General features: G+C 47.7%; 13 protein-coding genes and 1 tRNA gene. All 14 read left to right on the top strand.

The window, feature by feature from the left end; all coding sequences use genetic code 11:
* The first annotated feature begins 80 nt into the window (after positions 1 to 80).
* On the top strand, positions 81 to 230 hold the full coding sequence (rpmG, locus tag ACYQ8U_RS21495; protein WP_459947622.1) for a 50S ribosomal protein L33: 150 nt from the start codon (positions 81 to 83) through the stop codon (positions 228 to 230).
* 11 nt (positions 231 to 241) lie between these two features.
* Positions 242 to 317, top strand: a tRNA-Trp gene (locus tag ACYQ8U_RS21490).
* Between the two features lie 88 nt (positions 318 to 405).
* The gene (secE, locus tag ACYQ8U_RS21485) at positions 406 to 654 is read left to right on the top strand and encodes a preprotein translocase subunit SecE (protein WP_459947621.1); all 249 of its coding nucleotides are present in this window, start codon (positions 406 to 408) and stop codon (positions 652 to 654) included.
* A gap of 87 nt (positions 655 to 741) precedes the next feature.
* The gene (gene nusG / locus ACYQ8U_RS21480) at positions 742 to 1,275 is read left to right on the top strand and encodes a transcription termination/antitermination protein NusG (RefSeq protein WP_459947620.1); all 534 of its coding nucleotides are present in this window, start codon (positions 742 to 744) and stop codon (positions 1,273 to 1,275) included.
* Positions 1,276 to 1,366: 91 nt separating this feature from the next.
* Positions 1,367 to 1,792, top strand: coding sequence for a 50S ribosomal protein L11 (gene rplK / locus ACYQ8U_RS21475; protein WP_459947619.1), 426 nt, complete (start codon positions 1,367 to 1,369; stop codon positions 1,790 to 1,792).
* Between the two features lie 65 nt (positions 1,793 to 1,857).
* Positions 1,858 to 2,562, top strand: a complete 705-nt coding sequence (gene rplA / locus ACYQ8U_RS21470) for a 50S ribosomal protein L1 (protein ID WP_459947618.1) — start codon at positions 1,858 to 1,860, stop codon at positions 2,560 to 2,562.
* Between the two features lie 218 nt (positions 2,563 to 2,780).
* Positions 2,781 to 3,308 (top strand): 50S ribosomal protein L10, encoded by a 528-nt coding sequence (gene rplJ / locus ACYQ8U_RS21465; RefSeq protein WP_459947617.1) that lies wholly within the window; start codon positions 2,781 to 2,783, stop codon positions 3,306 to 3,308.
* A 50-nt stretch (positions 3,309 to 3,358) separates the two neighbouring features.
* Positions 3,359 to 3,736, top strand: a complete 378-nt coding sequence (gene rplL, locus ACYQ8U_RS21460) for a 50S ribosomal protein L7/L12 (RefSeq protein WP_459947616.1) — start codon at positions 3,359 to 3,361, stop codon at positions 3,734 to 3,736.
* A gap of 473 nt (positions 3,737 to 4,209) precedes the next feature.
* Positions 4,210 to 8,289 carry a DNA-directed RNA polymerase subunit beta gene (rpoB, locus tag ACYQ8U_RS21455; protein WP_459947615.1) on the top strand — a complete coding sequence of 1,360 codons (4,080 nt, stop codon included), beginning with the start codon at positions 4,210 to 4,212 and terminating at the stop codon, positions 8,287 to 8,289.
* Positions 8,290 to 8,417: 128 nt separating this feature from the next.
* On the top strand, positions 8,418 to 12,467 hold the full coding sequence (gene rpoC, locus ACYQ8U_RS21450; RefSeq protein ID WP_459947614.1) for a DNA-directed RNA polymerase subunit beta': 4,050 nt from the start codon (positions 8,418 to 8,420) through the stop codon (positions 12,465 to 12,467).
* A gap of 154 nt (positions 12,468 to 12,621) precedes the next feature.
* Positions 12,622 to 12,993, top strand: a complete 372-nt coding sequence (rpsL, locus tag ACYQ8U_RS21445; RefSeq protein WP_459947613.1) for a 30S ribosomal protein S12 — start codon at positions 12,622 to 12,624, stop codon at positions 12,991 to 12,993.
* A gap of 29 nt (positions 12,994 to 13,022) precedes the next feature.
* Entirely contained in the window at positions 13,023 to 13,496 is a 474-nt protein-coding gene (gene rpsG / locus ACYQ8U_RS21440; protein WP_459947612.1) for a 30S ribosomal protein S7, read from the top strand.
* Between the two features lie 77 nt (positions 13,497 to 13,573).
* Entirely contained in the window at positions 13,574 to 15,652 is a 2,079-nt protein-coding gene (fusA, locus tag ACYQ8U_RS21435; protein ID WP_459947611.1) for an elongation factor G, read from the top strand.
* Positions 15,653 to 15,676: 24 nt separating this feature from the next.
* Positions 15,677 to 15,835 (top strand): GTP-binding protein (locus ACYQ8U_RS21430; RefSeq protein WP_459944367.1); only part of this gene is annotated, 159 nt, incomplete at its 3' end.

Here is a 15,835-nt window from a genome sequence, read left to right as displayed (position 1 = left end):
GTCGCCTAATTAGAATATTTAATGATATTGCTCTGGTACCTGAAAAGGAATCAGGGCAATTTCTCATATGGGAAGAGTCAATGAGAGATACTGTAACTCTTGCGTGTGGCACATGCAAACGTCGAAATTATACGACGACGAAAAACAAAAAGAATACTCCCAACAAATTGGAGTTCAGTAAATTCTGTCCATTTTGCCGGAGTCATACTCCGCATAAAGAAACAAAATAGCATCTGTCTGCAGGCCAGTAGCTCTAATGGTAGAGCGCCGGACTCCAAATCCGGATGTTGGGGGTTCGAGTCCCTCCTGGCCTGCCAATGAAATGGCAGGGTAGGAAATATTTTGAAAATTACTCGGTTGTATGACTAGAGTGAGTGATGTAACGGCAGGAAGGGGAGAGTTGCTATGGCAGCGAATATAAAGTCAAAAAAGTCAAATCCTGTGAAGTCTGAAAAGCCTTCACCCTACTCACCCGCTCAAATCAAGCAATTTATTGATGAGGTAAAAGTAGAATTTCTAAAAATTGTCTGGCCGGATAAAAAAATGACCCTTGGGCTTACGGGAGTCGTCGTGGTTTTGACGGTGGTTATATCACTTTACCTCGGCTCAGTAGACTTGCTTCTTGGCAAGGCGGTTGCGTCGTTCTTGCGGTGACTTTGCCGACTAAACCGTTCAATTTTTTTATTTGGTTGATCTGATACTGCAATGCGGTATCTCCATCCTACATTATTTCTGGATCACATGGCAAGACAATGGTACATACTCCAGGTCCACTCGGGATTTGAAGACAAGGTAAAGGCTACTCTCGAAGAAAGAATTCGCAAAGATGGTTTGGAAGAATACTTTGGCGAAATTCTTGTTCCCACCGAACAGGTTGTCGAGATGATCAAAGGGTCACGTAAAACTTCTTCTCGACGATTTTTCCCCGGTTATATGTTAGTGAGCATGGATCTCAATGATGAGACCTGGCATACCATTCATGATAACATGCCACGTGTTGTCGGGTTTGTTGGGGATGACCGAGATCCAATCCCATTATCTGATGAGGATGCCGGTAAAATTATCGGTCGGATTCAAGACGGATCAGAACGCCCAAGGCCGAAAGTGATTTTCGATATTGGGGAGGTCGTGCGGGTAATTGATGGACCTTTCGCCAATTTCCAGGGGGTCGTGGACGAAGTTTTTCCGGAAAAAGGACGTGTGCGGGTCATGGTATCGATTTTTGGTAGAGAAACTCCGGTTGAGTTGGAATTTGTCCAGGTTACAAATACTTAATTTTCATAAATATTATTGTAATTTCCCGGTGTGGTACTCGGAGAAGCAGTTTACTTGGAAGTATTCGAAAAATAGTTAGTGGAGTGAAACAATGGCAAAAAAAGAAACGGCTTACATAAAACTGCAGATTCCAGCAGGTAAAGCCAATCCCTCACCACCTGTAGGTCCGGCACTTGGACAACATGGTGTGAATATCATGGAGTTTTGTAAAAACTTCAATGCGAAAACGCAGTCAATGGGTGATACCATAGTTCCTGTTGTTATCACTGTCTACCAGGACCGCTCGTTCAGCTATATTACCAAGACCCCTCCGGCGTCGGTGCTGCTTCTGAAGGCCGCCGGACTGAAAAAAGGGTCGGGTAATCCGAAAATTGACCGTGTTGCAGAGATAGGGCGTGATAAAATTCGGGAAATAGCCGAGTTGAAGATGCCGGATCTCAACGCCTATGACGTTGAAAGTGCGATGCGGATTATTGAGGGCACGGCACGTAGTGCAGGAATCACCGTTGTTGATTGATGAAGATTAATTTTTGAAATACTGCTGACAGGATGGAGTGTATCCTGTACGAGTAGGAGGCTGACATGCCGAAACACGGAAAAAAATATAGAAATATCACTGAAAAAATAGACAAAACAGTTCTGCTCGGGATGGATGAAGGTATTGAATTGGTGTTGAAGTCGACCTATGCAAAATTTGATGAGACTTTTGATCTCGCTATGAAATTAGGGGTTGACCCACGACACGCCGACCAGATGATCCGTTCCTCGGTTGCTTTGCCCCACGGTACCGGCAAGGTGACAAGGGTTTTGGTTTTTGCCAAAGGGCCAAAGGAAGCAGAGGCACTTGAGGCCGGGGCTGACTATGTCGGTGGTGATGATTTAGTTGATAAGATCAAAGATGGCTGGCTAGAGTTCGATAAGACCGTAGCTACTCCTGATATGATGGGCGTTGTTGGAAAAATCGGCCGAATTCTTGGTCCACGGAACCTTATGCCAAACGCCAAACTCGGCACTGTCACCATGGATGTCGGTAACATTGTCAGGGACATCAAAGCAGGCAAGGTCGACTTCAGGGTTGACAAAGCTGGAATCATCCATGCCGGCATTGGTAAGCTCTCATTCGGCAAAGAAAAGCTTAGCGAAAACGCCATAGCCTTTATCCAGCGGATCATTCAACTTAAACCATCTACGAGTAAAGGGCTTTATCTTCGCTCCATCACCATCTCATCGACGATGGGACCAGGGGTAAAGCTTGATCCACTGGCGGTAAGAGCGTTAGTCAAATAATTTTTTTTTTGCATTGCCGGTCCAGCGTTTATCAGGGACATGAGGCAATTGTACCAGTCGAAGACAGCGGGCACAGTATGTTTAATCGTGGTGATTGCACGACCTGCCGAGACGAAAATGGCCGAATAATCAGTATTCTGAAAAGAATTTTCCAGCCAGTCTTGATAAGCCGTACCTGCTGTTTCGAACAATGTTCACATTAACCTAGGAGGAGTACTTTGAATCGTGATGAAAAGTTAGCCGTTGTCTCGGGATTGAACGAATCGTTCAGCCGTGCCAAATTAACTGTTGTCGCTGACTATTGTGGTTTAAAGGTTTCCGAGTTTCAGAAAATTCGTGTTGAATTGAAGAACTGTGACTCGGAAATCCGTGTAGCCAAAAATACTCTCCTGAAAAGAGCAGTTACGGATACAGGCAATGCCGCACTGAGTGATGATTTCACTGGTACCACTGCGGTTGTTATGGGGTTTGCAGATCCAGTTGCGCCGGCCAAGGTGGTTACTAAATTTGCGGATGATCATAAAAAATTCATAATTCGTTGCGCAGCTCTTGATGGGGAAAAAATCGGTGTGGAGGAGCTCATTGCTCTTTCCAAACTTCCGTCGAAGGAAGTACTGCTTGGACAGCTGTTATCCACCTGGAACAATGTGCCGACAGGCCTTGTTCAGGTACTTACCGGTGTTCCACGTACTTTTGTCTACGCCCTGCAAGCCATTAAAGAGCAGAAAGAAGCGGCAAACAATTAAATATTTTTTATTCAGAATACTATTATTCAATACAAAAGAGGTATTACATCATGGCTGTTACTAAAGAAGAAGTAATCGATTTTATCGCTAATATGTCCGTTCTCGAGCTGTCCGAGTTGATCAAGGAATTCGAGGAAAAATTCGGCGTATCTGCCGCCGCACCTGTTGCTGTCGCTGCCGGCGGTGCTGTCGCTGCAGCCGCTCCTGTTGAAGAAAAAACAGAATTTGATGTTATTCTGGCAAGTGTCGGTAGTGAGAAAATCAAGGTTATCAAAGAAGTTCGTGCGGTGACCGGTCTTGGTCTGAAAGAAGCAAAGACCCTCGTTGAGTCTGCACCAACTCCTTTAAAAGAAGCAACGACTAAAGAAGATGCTAATGATATCAAAGCGAAGATCGAAGCAGTTGGAGCAACGGTTGAGATTAAGTAATTGATCTTTCAGCGAGTTGTTCGTTGTTTGAACAATACAGCTTGATATCGACACGCTACGAGCTTTGCATCGTGGCGTGTTGTGTTTTGTAGAGGGTAGTTTTTGATTACAAGTGAGATATCAGGTGGTTCTGCTCCAGGCGTGCGGTGTTTAGTACCTTGAGGCAGTTCATTATATTGTTTTTTAAGATAATGAACTGCCTCAAGGTACTTATCTTGGCTTGTTTCCCGTTTACCGGGGTTAGGCGTTTAGAGGAAAATTGCATAAAGGGGATTATACTATGCTTGAAAAAGATGCTTATTGTCGTCCTTTTAAAACTCTCTTCACCAATTTTCAATATGTAACAGTGTTTTCTGATTGTAGTAATGTAACTCCAGGATCCACCCAGCCCATTTAACGGCCTGCAAATTGGCGTGTCTGAGTAGTATTTTCAAATCATATAGCAAGATTCATAGGCAATTTCGAGGAAAATTATGGAAAGAGTGAGAAAGAACTTTGCCACGGCTGCTGCCATTCTGGAACCGCCCCATCTGATATCAATGCAACGTCTCTCTTATGAGAAATTCCTGCAGATGGATTGTGACCCGGACGAAAGGGACGATTTTGGATTGCAGGGAATCCTACAAAATGTTTTTCCAATTAATGATTTCAACGGCGTCTGTTCTCTTGAGTTTGTCAGATATAAATTCGGCGAGCCGAAATATACTATTAACGAATGTCTTCAGAGGGGAATGACCTATGAGATTCCTCTGAAAATTGTCGTTCGCCTGATCACCTTCGATGTCGATGAAGAGACCGGCGTTCAGTCTATTCGTGATATAAAAGAACAGGAAGTCTTTCTCGGTTCTCTGCCGCTGATGACCGGGGATGGTGTTTTTGTCATCAATGGTACGGAAAGGGTTATCGTCTCCCAGCTGCAGCGCTCGCCGGGTCTCTTTTACACGCATGATAACGGCAAGAGTCATTCCAGTGGCAAGCTTCTCTACTCTGCCCGCATAATACCGGTGCGCGGTTCGTGGATTGATCTGGAATTTGACATCAAGGACATACTCCACGTCCGTATCGATCGACGACGCAAGTTTCCGGTCACTACTTTGCTGAAAGCGTTGGGTTTGACCAGCGAAGAACTGCTCAATGAGTTTTATCCCACTTCCACCGTAAAAAAAGACGGCGACAACTACCAAATGAGTTTTGACTCCGACCTGGTAAAAGGGCAGAGGCTGGAATTTGATATTATCAGTCCCGTAGACGGGGAAGTTCTCGGCAGAAAAGGCAAAAAAGTGTCCAAAGTGCTTTGTAAAAAACTGGATGCTGCCGGTATCACCCATCTGCCGGTTTCAAGAGAGTCGCTCTTCGGCGAAATCCTCGCTAAAACCATCGTCAAAGCTGAGTCTGGTGAAGTCATAGCCCTATGTAACACCGAGCTTTCCGAGACTCTTTTAGAAAGCCTTGAGGCAGAAGGTGTCAATGAGTTTGAAGTTCTGCATATTGACGGCGTGAAATACTCCCCTTCATTTAGTAAAACGCTGGCCCTGGACAAGGCCAAGACCACCGAGGAAGCTCTGATTGAGATTTATCGCCGTCTGCGACCGTCCAGTCCGCCGACTCGTGAAATTGCCGAGTCCTTCTTCCATAACCTGTTTTTCAATCAGGACCTGTATGATCTGTCCGAGGTCGGTCGGTATAAGATAAACGCCAAACTGCACCTGGATATCGATATCTCTAATCGGGCCCTGACCAAAGAGGATATTATTTTTGCTGTGCGCCACCTGGTGCGTCTTAAGGATACCCAAGGCGGCGTCGATGATATCGACCATCTCGGCAACCGGCGGGTGCGGACGGTTGGGGAACTTGTTGAAAATCAGTATCGTATGGGCCTGGTTCGGATGGAGAGGGCGATTAAAGAAAGAATGACTCTTCAAGACGTCGAAACCTTGATGCCGCACGATCTGGTTAATCCGAAGCCTATTTCCGCCGCTATTAAAGAGTTCTTTGGCACAAGCCAGCTGTCGCAGTTTATGGATCAGACAAATCCTCTCTCCGAGGTAACCCACAAGCGGCGCTTGAGTGCCCTTGGACCTGGCGGATTGTCAAGAGAAAGAGCCGGCTTTGAGGTGCGCGACGTGCATCCAACCCACTATGGGCGAATTTGTCCGGTTGAGACGCCCGAGGGACCAAATATCGGTCTGATTGTCTCCTTGGCTACTTTCGCCCGAATTAATCCATATGGCTTTATTGAAACGCCGTACCGCAAAGTAGAAGATAGAATTATTCTCGATGATGTGAAATATCTCAGTGCCCTGCAGGAGCAGAATCAGTTTATCGCCCCTGCTTTGATCCAGTCTGATAAGGACAATCGCCTTGTTCCGGATAATCTGATTGTCCGTGAAGATGGCGAGGTCATTACCACGGTGGCCGAAAGTGTTACCTATATGGATATTGCCCCCAATCAGATGATCAGTGTTGCTGCGTCATTGGTGCCTTTTCTTGAAAACGATGATGCGAACCGTGCGTTGATGGGATCGAACATGCAGCGCCAGGCTGTACCTTTGCTGGTCACTTCAGCGCCTCTGGTCGGCACAGGAATGGAGCGATATGTCGCCCGGGATTCCGGGGCCTGTTTGCTCAGTGCCGGTGAAGGGATTATCGAGGAGGCCGATTCCAATCGTATCGTTGTCCGCTATGATGAGCCGGGCACGGATGGGTTCGATACCGGTGTTGCCGTCTATCGGCTGGAAAAGAATAAGAAATCTAATCAAAATACCTGTTTTAACCAACGACCTATTGCCTTACCGGGAACCAGGGTAAAAAAAGGCATGGTCCTGGCCGACGGCCCATCCTGTGAAGCAGGCGAGCTGGCCATCGGCAAAAATGTGGTTATCGCCTTCATGCCGTGGCGCGGTTTTAACTTTGAGGATTCCATCCTGATCAACGAGAGACTGTTGAAAACGGATACCTTTACCTCGGTGCATATCGAGGTGTTTGAGACCATGGCCAGGGATACGAAACTTGGCAAAGAAGAGATCACCCGGGATATCCCGAATGTCAGCGAAGAGACGTTGAGAAATCTCGATGATTCCGGAATTGTCAGAATTGGTGCGGAAATTAAGGCCGGCGACACGCTGGTCGGTAAGGTAACGCCCAAAGGGGAAACGGTCTTATCTCCGGAAGAAAAACTGCTTCGGGCGATTTTTGGTGAAAAGGCGCAGGACGTTAAGGATTCTTCCTTGAGGGTTCCCCCCGGGGTGACCGGCGTGGTCATTGATGCCAAGGTTTTCTCGCGCAAGGGTGTCGATAAGGATGAGCGTTCTCTGTTGATAGAGGATCTTGAAATCGAGAAACTCAATCAGGATAAGGTCGACGAATTGCGCAGCCTCAAACGCGGCGTATGTCGGGAAATCGGCAAGACTCTTGAGGGCCGGACGGCGAAGACGGACATTGTCAACAAGCATGGTGAAGTAATAGTAAAACTCGGTAAAAAGATTATCGCTGAGCATGCTGAACTTATTGGATTTTCTCAACTTCGTGATATCGATTTTTCTGAGAAAGCCAAATATATCGAACAAATTGATCTCATTTATGAGCGATACGGTAAACAGTCGCGGCTCATTAACGAGAGATATGACGGCATTATCGAACGGCTGAAAAAGGGCGACGATCTTCCCCCCGGTGTGGTGAAGATGGTCAAGGTCTATGTCGCCACCAAACGTAAACTCTCGGTTGGTGATAAAATGGCCGGCCGACATGGAAACAAAGGTGTCGTCTCCAGATTGCTGCCCGAGGAAGATATGCCGTTTTTTGCCGATGGAACCACTGTGGATATCGTTCTTAATCCGCTTGGTGTTCCGTCTCGTATGAATGTCGGCCAGGTACTCGAGGTGCACCTGGGATTCGCTGCCAAGAAACTAGGCGAGCAGTTGGAAAAACTTGCCCGTCGTGAGGCGGTGGCCGAAATCAAGGCTAAAATTAAAGCTGTTTACTCAGAGACCGAAATTCAGGCACTGACCGAAGAAAAAACAGATCAGGAAATTATTGAATGGGCGAGAAGGCATCAAGCCGGTTTACATATGGCCACTCCCGTCTTTGACGGTGCACCGGAAGCCGCTATACGAAAACTCCTGGTTGAGGCAGGTATAGATGAGGTGGGGCAGGTACAGCTGTATGACGGACTTACCGGACAACCTTTCGCCAATAAAGTAACGGTCGGTGTCATGTACATGTTGAAGCTCCATCACCTGGTCGACAATAAAATCCATGCCAGATCAACAGGACCCTATTCGCTCGTTACCCAGCAACCACTTGGCGGTAAGGCGCAATTTGGCGGACAGAGGCTCGGTGAGATGGAAGTATGGGCCATGGAGGCCTATGGTGCGGCATATACGCTCAAAGAATTTTTGACGGCCAAGTCGGATGATGTCGAAGGACGTACTCTGATGTACGAGCGGATAGTTAAAGGAAATAACTTTCTGACAACAGGATTACCTGAGTCTTTTAACGTTCTGGTCAAAGAACTGCAGGCCCTTTGTTTGAATATGGAACTTATAGAAGGATAAAGGAAAAAGACGAAAGTCGACTGGTGCATGCTTTGGACTGTAGCAAAAGCAGAGAGAGATTCCTTGTAAACGAGCAATGTTCAAGGCTAAACCGAAGAAATCCTTTAACATAAGGGAGAGGTGATTTCGTGGAAGAGTTATTCAATTTTTTTCAAAAACCGAAAGCTCCAATAAAATTTGAAAGCGTAAAGATATCTCTGGCTTCTCCCGAGAAGATCATGGATTGGTCGCATGGGGAGGTTAAAAAACCCGAGACTATCAATTACAGGACCTTTAAACCGGAACGAGATGGACTGTTTTGTGCAAAAATATTTGGACCGGTAAAGGATTTCGAGTGTAATTGCGGCAAATATAAGCGGATGAAACACCGTGGTGTTGTCTGCGAAAAATGTGGTGTGGAGGTTATTCAGTCGAAGGTACGCCGAGAGCGTCTCGGCCACATTAAACTCGCCGCGCCGGTGGCCCATATATGGTTTTTGAAGAGTTTGCCCAGCAAAATTGGTGCGGTTCTGGATATGACCCTCAAGCAGCTGGAGAAAATTCTCTACTTTGAGCAGTATGCTGTTGTCAGTTCCGAGGTCGAGGCCCTTCCTGTTGGAACCCTGCTCACCGAAGAAAAATATCGCCAGGCCCGAGATGAGTACGCCGCGCAGTTTACCGTCGGCATTGGCGCCGAGGCAATTCGTGAACTTCTTGCCTCCCAGGATCTCGTCACCTTGTCTAAACAGCTGCGTGAAGAGATGCTGTCCACCAATTCGCAAACAAAGCGGCAAAAGCTTGGCAAGAGATTGTTTGTTATAGAGGCCTTTCGCGATTCCGGCAATAAACCGGAATGGATGATTCTGGAAGTCATTCCGGTGCTACCCCCTGACCTCCGCCCCCTGGTTCCCCTTGAAGGCGGTCGGTTCGCGACCTCCGATCTCAATGATCTCTACCGGCGCGTCATTAACAGAAACAACCGCTTAAAGCGTCTGCTGGAACTCGACGCACCAGATATCATCATTCGTAATGAAAAGAGAATGCTGCAGGAAGCCGTTGATGTCCTTTTTGATAACGGTCGACGGGGCAGGGTGATCACCGGAGGGAACAAACGTCCGCTCAAGTCCTTGTCCGATATGCTTAAGGGCAAGCAAGGGCGTTTTCGGCAGAACCTTCTCGGCAAACGTGTCGATTATTCGGGCCGCTCGGTCATCGTCGTTGGCCCGCATCTTCGGCTTCATCAGTGCGGTATCCCCAAGAAGATGGCGCTTGAGCTCTTCAAACCCTTTATCTATAACAAGCTTGAGAGAAAAGGGTTTGTCACCACCATTAAAAGTGCCAGAAAAATGGTGGAAAAAGAGGTTAAAGAGGTCTGGGACGTCCTCGATGAAGTGGTAACCGAATATCCGGTCATCCTCAACCGTGCGCCGACCCTGCACAGACTCGGTATGCAGGCCTTTGAGGCTGTCCTTATTGAAGGCAAGGCTATTCAGTTGCATCCGCTGGTCTGTATGGCCTTTAATGCCGACTTTGACGGGGATCAGATGGCGGTTCACGTTCCGCTCTCCGTTGAGGCCCAGGTGGAAGCCAGGGTACTCATGATGTCCACCAATAATATTCTGTCACCGGCCAATGGGGAACCGGTCATCATCCCTTCGCAGGATATCGTGCTTGGCCTGTATTATATGAGTCGTGAACGGTTGAATGTTCCGGGTGAAGGGAAGGTCTTCAGCAACGTGGAGGAAGCGATTATCGCCTATGATTACGGTGAAATTCATCTGCAGGCCAAGGTGAAGGTGCGTAAGGGCGGTGAAATGATTGATACCACCATGGGGCGGATCCTGCTGGGCGAGCTGTTACCGGCCTCGGTGAAATTTGAGGAAGTGAACAAGGTGCTCACCAAGAAGGCTTTGGCCAGGCTTATCGACCACACCTATCGTCATGCCGGAACCAAAGACACAGTTATTCTCGCCGACCGATTAAAAGATACCGGCTACGAATATGCTACCCGGGCAGGAATTTCCATCTGTATTAATGATATGAAAATTCCTCTGGAAAAAGAAAACTATGTTGAAAAGGCCGAAAGGGATGTTCTTGACGTTGATCAGCAATACACCGACGGCCTGATCACCTCCGGCGAAAAATATAACAAGGTCGTTGATATCTGGTCGAAGGTAACCGAAGATGTTGCCAATGCCATGATGGATGAGATCAAGGTCGAGTATGTTCGAGACAAGGACGGCAAACTCATAGAGACACCGAGTTTTAATTCCATTTTTATCATGGCCGATTCAGGGGCACGTGGATCACGGGATCAGATCCGCCAGCTTGCCGGGATGCGTGGTCTGATGGCCAAACCAAGTGGTGCGATCATTGAGACGCCGATTAAGGCGAACTTTCGTGAAGGTCTCGGCGTACTTGAATATTTTATTTCCACCCATGGCGCGCGAAAAGGACTGGCAGATACGGCTCTGAAAACCGCGAACTCCGGGTATCTTACCAGGCGACTGGTCGACGTCGCGCAGGAGGCGACAATTGTCGAAGCCGACTGTTTAACCCTTGATGGAATTGTTGCTGAACCTCTGATGGACGGTGGTGAAATAATCGTTCCCCTCGGAGACAGGATACTCGGCAGGGTCGCCTTGGATGATGTGGAAGATCCGTTTACCGAGGATGTCATTGTTGAAGCCGGCGAAGAGATCACTGAAGAGATCGTGGAAAAAATAACCGTCTCAGGTATCGACCGGGTGGCTATTCGTTCCGTGCTCAGCTGCCGGTCAAAGCGAGGGGTCTGTGCCGCATGTTATGGGCGTGATCTTGGCCGCGGCCATATGGTCAACAGAGGGGAAGCCATCGGGGTAATTGCCGCGCAATCTATCGGTGAGCCGGGAACCCAGCTGACCATGCGGACATTCCATGTCGGTGGTACGGCAAGCAGATCAGTCGAACAGGCAGAACTGAAAACCAATATCGGCGGTACTGTCTCCTGTGCCAATATGCACTCGGTAACCAATGCCGAAGGCACCGAGATCGTCATGAACCGTAATGCGGTCATCTCCATTAAAGATGATCTTGGCCGTGAGCGCGAGAGATTCAAGGTTAACTATGGGGCGCAGCTTCTGGTCAAAGAAGGTCAGGTTGTGGCCAGGGATACTATTCTCGCCGACTGGGATGCGTATACCATACCGATCGTTGCCGAGGTGGGTGGTACTATTAAATACGGTGATGTTATCGAAGGTATCACCATGCAGGAGAAAGTCGATGCCGTAACGGGTCGTTCCTCCCTGGTGATAATTCACACCGCCGGCGGTGCCCAGTTGAGTCCACGGATTACTGTCAAGAACGAGCGGGGAAAAACCGTCAAGATGGCCGATTCCGATACCTATGCCCGGTACAGTTTGCCTGTTGGCTCGATCATTTCCGTCAACGAGGGGGATGTTATTCAGCCGGGAACCATTGTCGGCAAGATCCCACGGGAAACGAGTAAAACCAAGGATATTACCGGTGGTCTTCCGCGGGTCGCTGAGTTGTTTGAGGTACGGAAACCGAAGGATCCGGCTATTATCACCAGAATTGACGGAAAGGTAAGTTTCGGCAAGGAGCTGAAAGGGAAACGTCGGGTTATTGTGACTCCTGAATACGGCGAACCGCAGGAATATCTGGTACCGAAAGCCAAACACATTATCGTCCATGAAGGGGATTATGTGCAGGCCGGCGAGCCCCTCATGGAAGGTACGATTGTGCCCAATGATATCCTGTCCGTCCTTGGTGTGAAGGAACTGGCCAAGTTCCTGGTCAATGAAATCCAGGAGGTATATCGTCTGCAAGGTGTTAAGATAAATGATAAACATATAGAAGTTATTGTTCGTCAGATGCTCAAGAGGGTTCTGATTACCTCTTCCGGTGATTCCCGTTTTATGATTGGCGAGCAGGTTGAATGGTGGAAATTCGAAGAAGAAAGGGACAAGCTTCTGGCCGAAGGGAAAAAACCTGCCGAGGCAGAGCCATTATTGCTCGGTGTTACCAAGGCATCCCTGTCGACTGAAAGTTTTATCTCTGCCGCGTCTTTCCAGGAAACCACCAAGGTTCTGACGAATGCCGCCGTTGCCGGGAAGGTTGATGATCTTCTTGGTCTGAAGGAAAACGTTATCATGGGTCGGTTGATTTCCGCCGGAACAGGCTTGAGCAGTAAAAGATAGCAAGGGAAAGAGGTATGAAGTGGTTTTTTTCCTTGACACTACAGTGCCGTTAGGGTAATTATCACCACTTTCGTGTTTAGAAATGAGTGTCTAGGTCGGCAGTCGAAGATTTGGAATTCTAACAATGGGTATGTAAACAGGAGCAGTTAACGTAATGCCAACTATTAACCAACTGGTAAGATTGGGTCGTAAGAAGTCTGTGAAAAAGACCAATACCCCAGCTTTGAAAGGATCACCCCAGAAGCGTGGCGTATGTGTGAGGGTGTATACAACGACGCCGAAGAAACCGAACTCCGCTCTTAGGAAGGTCGCCAGGGTGAGACTGACAAATGGTATTGAGGTTACATCGTATATCCCCGGTATTGGTCATAATCTGCAAGAGCACTCGGTGGTCATGATTCGAGGCGGTAGGGTGAAGGATCTTCCTGGTGTGCGTTATCACATAATTCGTGGTACTCTTGATACCTTGGGTGTTTCCAATCGACGGAAAGGTCGTTCAAAATACGGTGCAAAGAAGCCATCTTGATTGGTTGCTGCTTGATGCGAGGTTAAAATATGTCACGAAGAAGAACGATAGAGAAACGATCCATCGATCCAGACACACGCTTTAACAGCGTGTTGGTGTCTAAATTCACCAATGGATTGATGGAGAGAGGAAAGAAAAGTCTCGCTCAGCGAATTTTTTACGGAGCGATGGATATAGTTGAAGAGCGCGTCAAGGATGCTGATCCTCTGACAGTCTTTGAAGAGGCGATGGAGAAAGTCCGCCCGCGCGTTGAAGTCAAATCACGTCGTGTTGGCGGGGCGACCTATCAGGTGCCTATGGAGGTTCGTCAAACCCGAAGAAACGCTCTGGCTATTCGGTGGTTGATTAACTTCTCAAAAGCAAGATCTGGGAAGTCTATGGCTGAAAAGCTAGCGGCGGAGTTGATGGATGCCTACAACAATCGTGGTGCCGCAGTGAAAAAAAGAGACGATACTCACCGCATGGCAGAGGCGAACAAGGCTTTTGCCCATTACCGTTGGTAACAGGGCTCGGAACGCCGTAACGGGTTGCCGCAACAACAGGCTGGCGAAAAAAATATTTTAAGAGCTAAGCAATTGTTATGACGGCGCTAAAAGATTTGCATGATGTGCGCAATATCGGCATTATGGCCCATATTGATGCCGGGAAAACGACCACCACGGAAAGAATACTCTTTTACACGGGGCGTTCTTATAAGATGGGGGAGGTCCATGATGGTACGGCCGTCATGGACTGGATGGAGCAGGAGCAGGAGCGGGGGATCACCATCACATCCGCGGCAACCACCTGTTTCTGGAAAGACAAGAAAATCAATATAATTGACACGCCAGGTCACGTCGACTTCACCATAGAGGTGGAACGATCCCTGCGTGTGTTGGACGGAGCAGTTGCTGTCTTCTGTTCCGTTGGCGGGGTAGAGCCACAGTCCGAAACCGTTTGGCGACAGGCGGATAAATACGGTATCCCGCGGATTGCTTTTGTTAATAAGATGGATCGAATCGGAGCGAATTTTGAGCGCTGCGTTTCGATGATAGCCACCAGACTTGGTGCCAACCCTGTACCAATTCAGTTACCGGTCGGAAAGGAAGCTGATTTTACAGGGATCATTGATCTTATTGAAGGGAGGATGCTTGTCTTCGATGAGCTGACTCTTGGACAGGAAGTAACTGAAAGAGAAGTTCCTGCCGAATATAAAGAAAAATTCACGGCCGCACGTCTGATGCTCCTCGAGAAGTTGGCCGACTTCGATGAGGACATCATGGAAAAATACTTGAATGATGTACCAGTAGCTGCGTCTGAGATGTATAGAGCCCTCAGAAAAGCGACGTTGTCGCTTGATCTTGTCCCTGTGCTTTGCGGAAGTGCTTTTAAGAATAAAGGCGTTCAACCGCTGCTCGACAGTGTGATTAATTTTCTTCCTTCGCCGCTCGATGTCAAAAACATTGAAGGTGAAGGTCTAAATGGAGAAATAATCAGCCGGAGAACCGACCCTGATGAGAAGCTGGCCGGGTTGGTTTTTAAACTGATGAGTGATTCTTTTGTTGAGAATCTTGCGTTCGTCAGAGTGTATTCCGGGAAAATTACTGTTGGTGACAAGGTGTATAATCCTGTAAAGAAAAAGCAGGAAAAGATCACCAAGTTAATGAAGTTACACGCTAACAAGCGTGAAGAAGTGCAAGAGATTTCAGCTGGAGATATCGGCGCGATTGTTGGGTTGAAATTCACCACAACCGGGGACACCTTATGTGAAAAAGGTGATGCGATAATTCTCGAAAGCATGGATTTTCCTGACCCGGTAATAGGTGTGGCAATTGAGCCTAAAAGTAAGGCCGAGGAGAAGAAACTCTCAGAAACACTTGATAAAATTGCCAGAGAGGATCCGTCCTTTACCGTATCGACAGATAAGGATTCTGGACAGACAATTATTTCCGGTATGGGAGAACTGCACCTTGAGATAATTGTCGACCGATTGCTGAATGAATTTAAAGTCTCGGCGAAAGTCGGCAAACCACAGGTGGCGTATAAAGAGACCATTGATGTTTGTCATACCGCGGAGGCCAAATTTGATCAGTTGACGGGTGCTAAAGGCCAGTATGGACACGTCATTATTAAGGTTGAACCTCTCGGACGGAGTGGCGGTATAGAATTTGTCAGCTGCGTCGAGAAAAATATGATCCCGGATCAATTTCTCGGATCGATCCAAAAGGGCATCATCGACAGTCTGGATTCCGGACCCTTGATCGGTTACCCTATGACGGACATCAAGGTTAGTCTCATAGGTGGCTCGTATCATGAAGAAGAGTCGACGGAGATGGCTTTTGGAATTGCGGCTGCGATGGCCATCAGAAGGGCAACTGCCGAGGCTCAACCCAAGCTGCTGGAACCGATTATGAAACTGGAAGTTATTACTCCGGAAGAATATATCGGTGACGTGATAGCTGATCTCAATAGTAAAAGAGGTAAAATTGTTGGTGTATCCGCCGAGGGGAATCTACAGATTCTCAAAGGGCATGTGCCACTGGCTGAAATGTTTGGCTATTCAACGTCACTCAGGTCGGCGACGCAAGGGAGAGCCAATTTTACCATGCAATTTTTGCAATACGATGTGGTACCTGCTCCGAGAGCAGAGATAATTATTAAAAAAATTAGAGGGATCTAAGTCCAAGCATATTGAGGAACCATTATGTCAAAGAAAAAATTTGAAAGGACGAAACCGCACGTCAACGTAGGTACCGTCGGACATATCGATCATGGTAAAACCACACTGACCGCTGCTATTACTCGTGTCTTATCACTCAAAGGTCAGGCCACTTTTACTGACTTCAGCGAGATTGATAAGGCA

The sequence above is a fragment of the Desulfocastanea catecholica genome, from assembly GCF_054657295.1.
The sequence above is the reverse complement of the archived record's forward strand: the minus strand, read 5'-3'. Positions and strand labels throughout refer to the sequence as shown.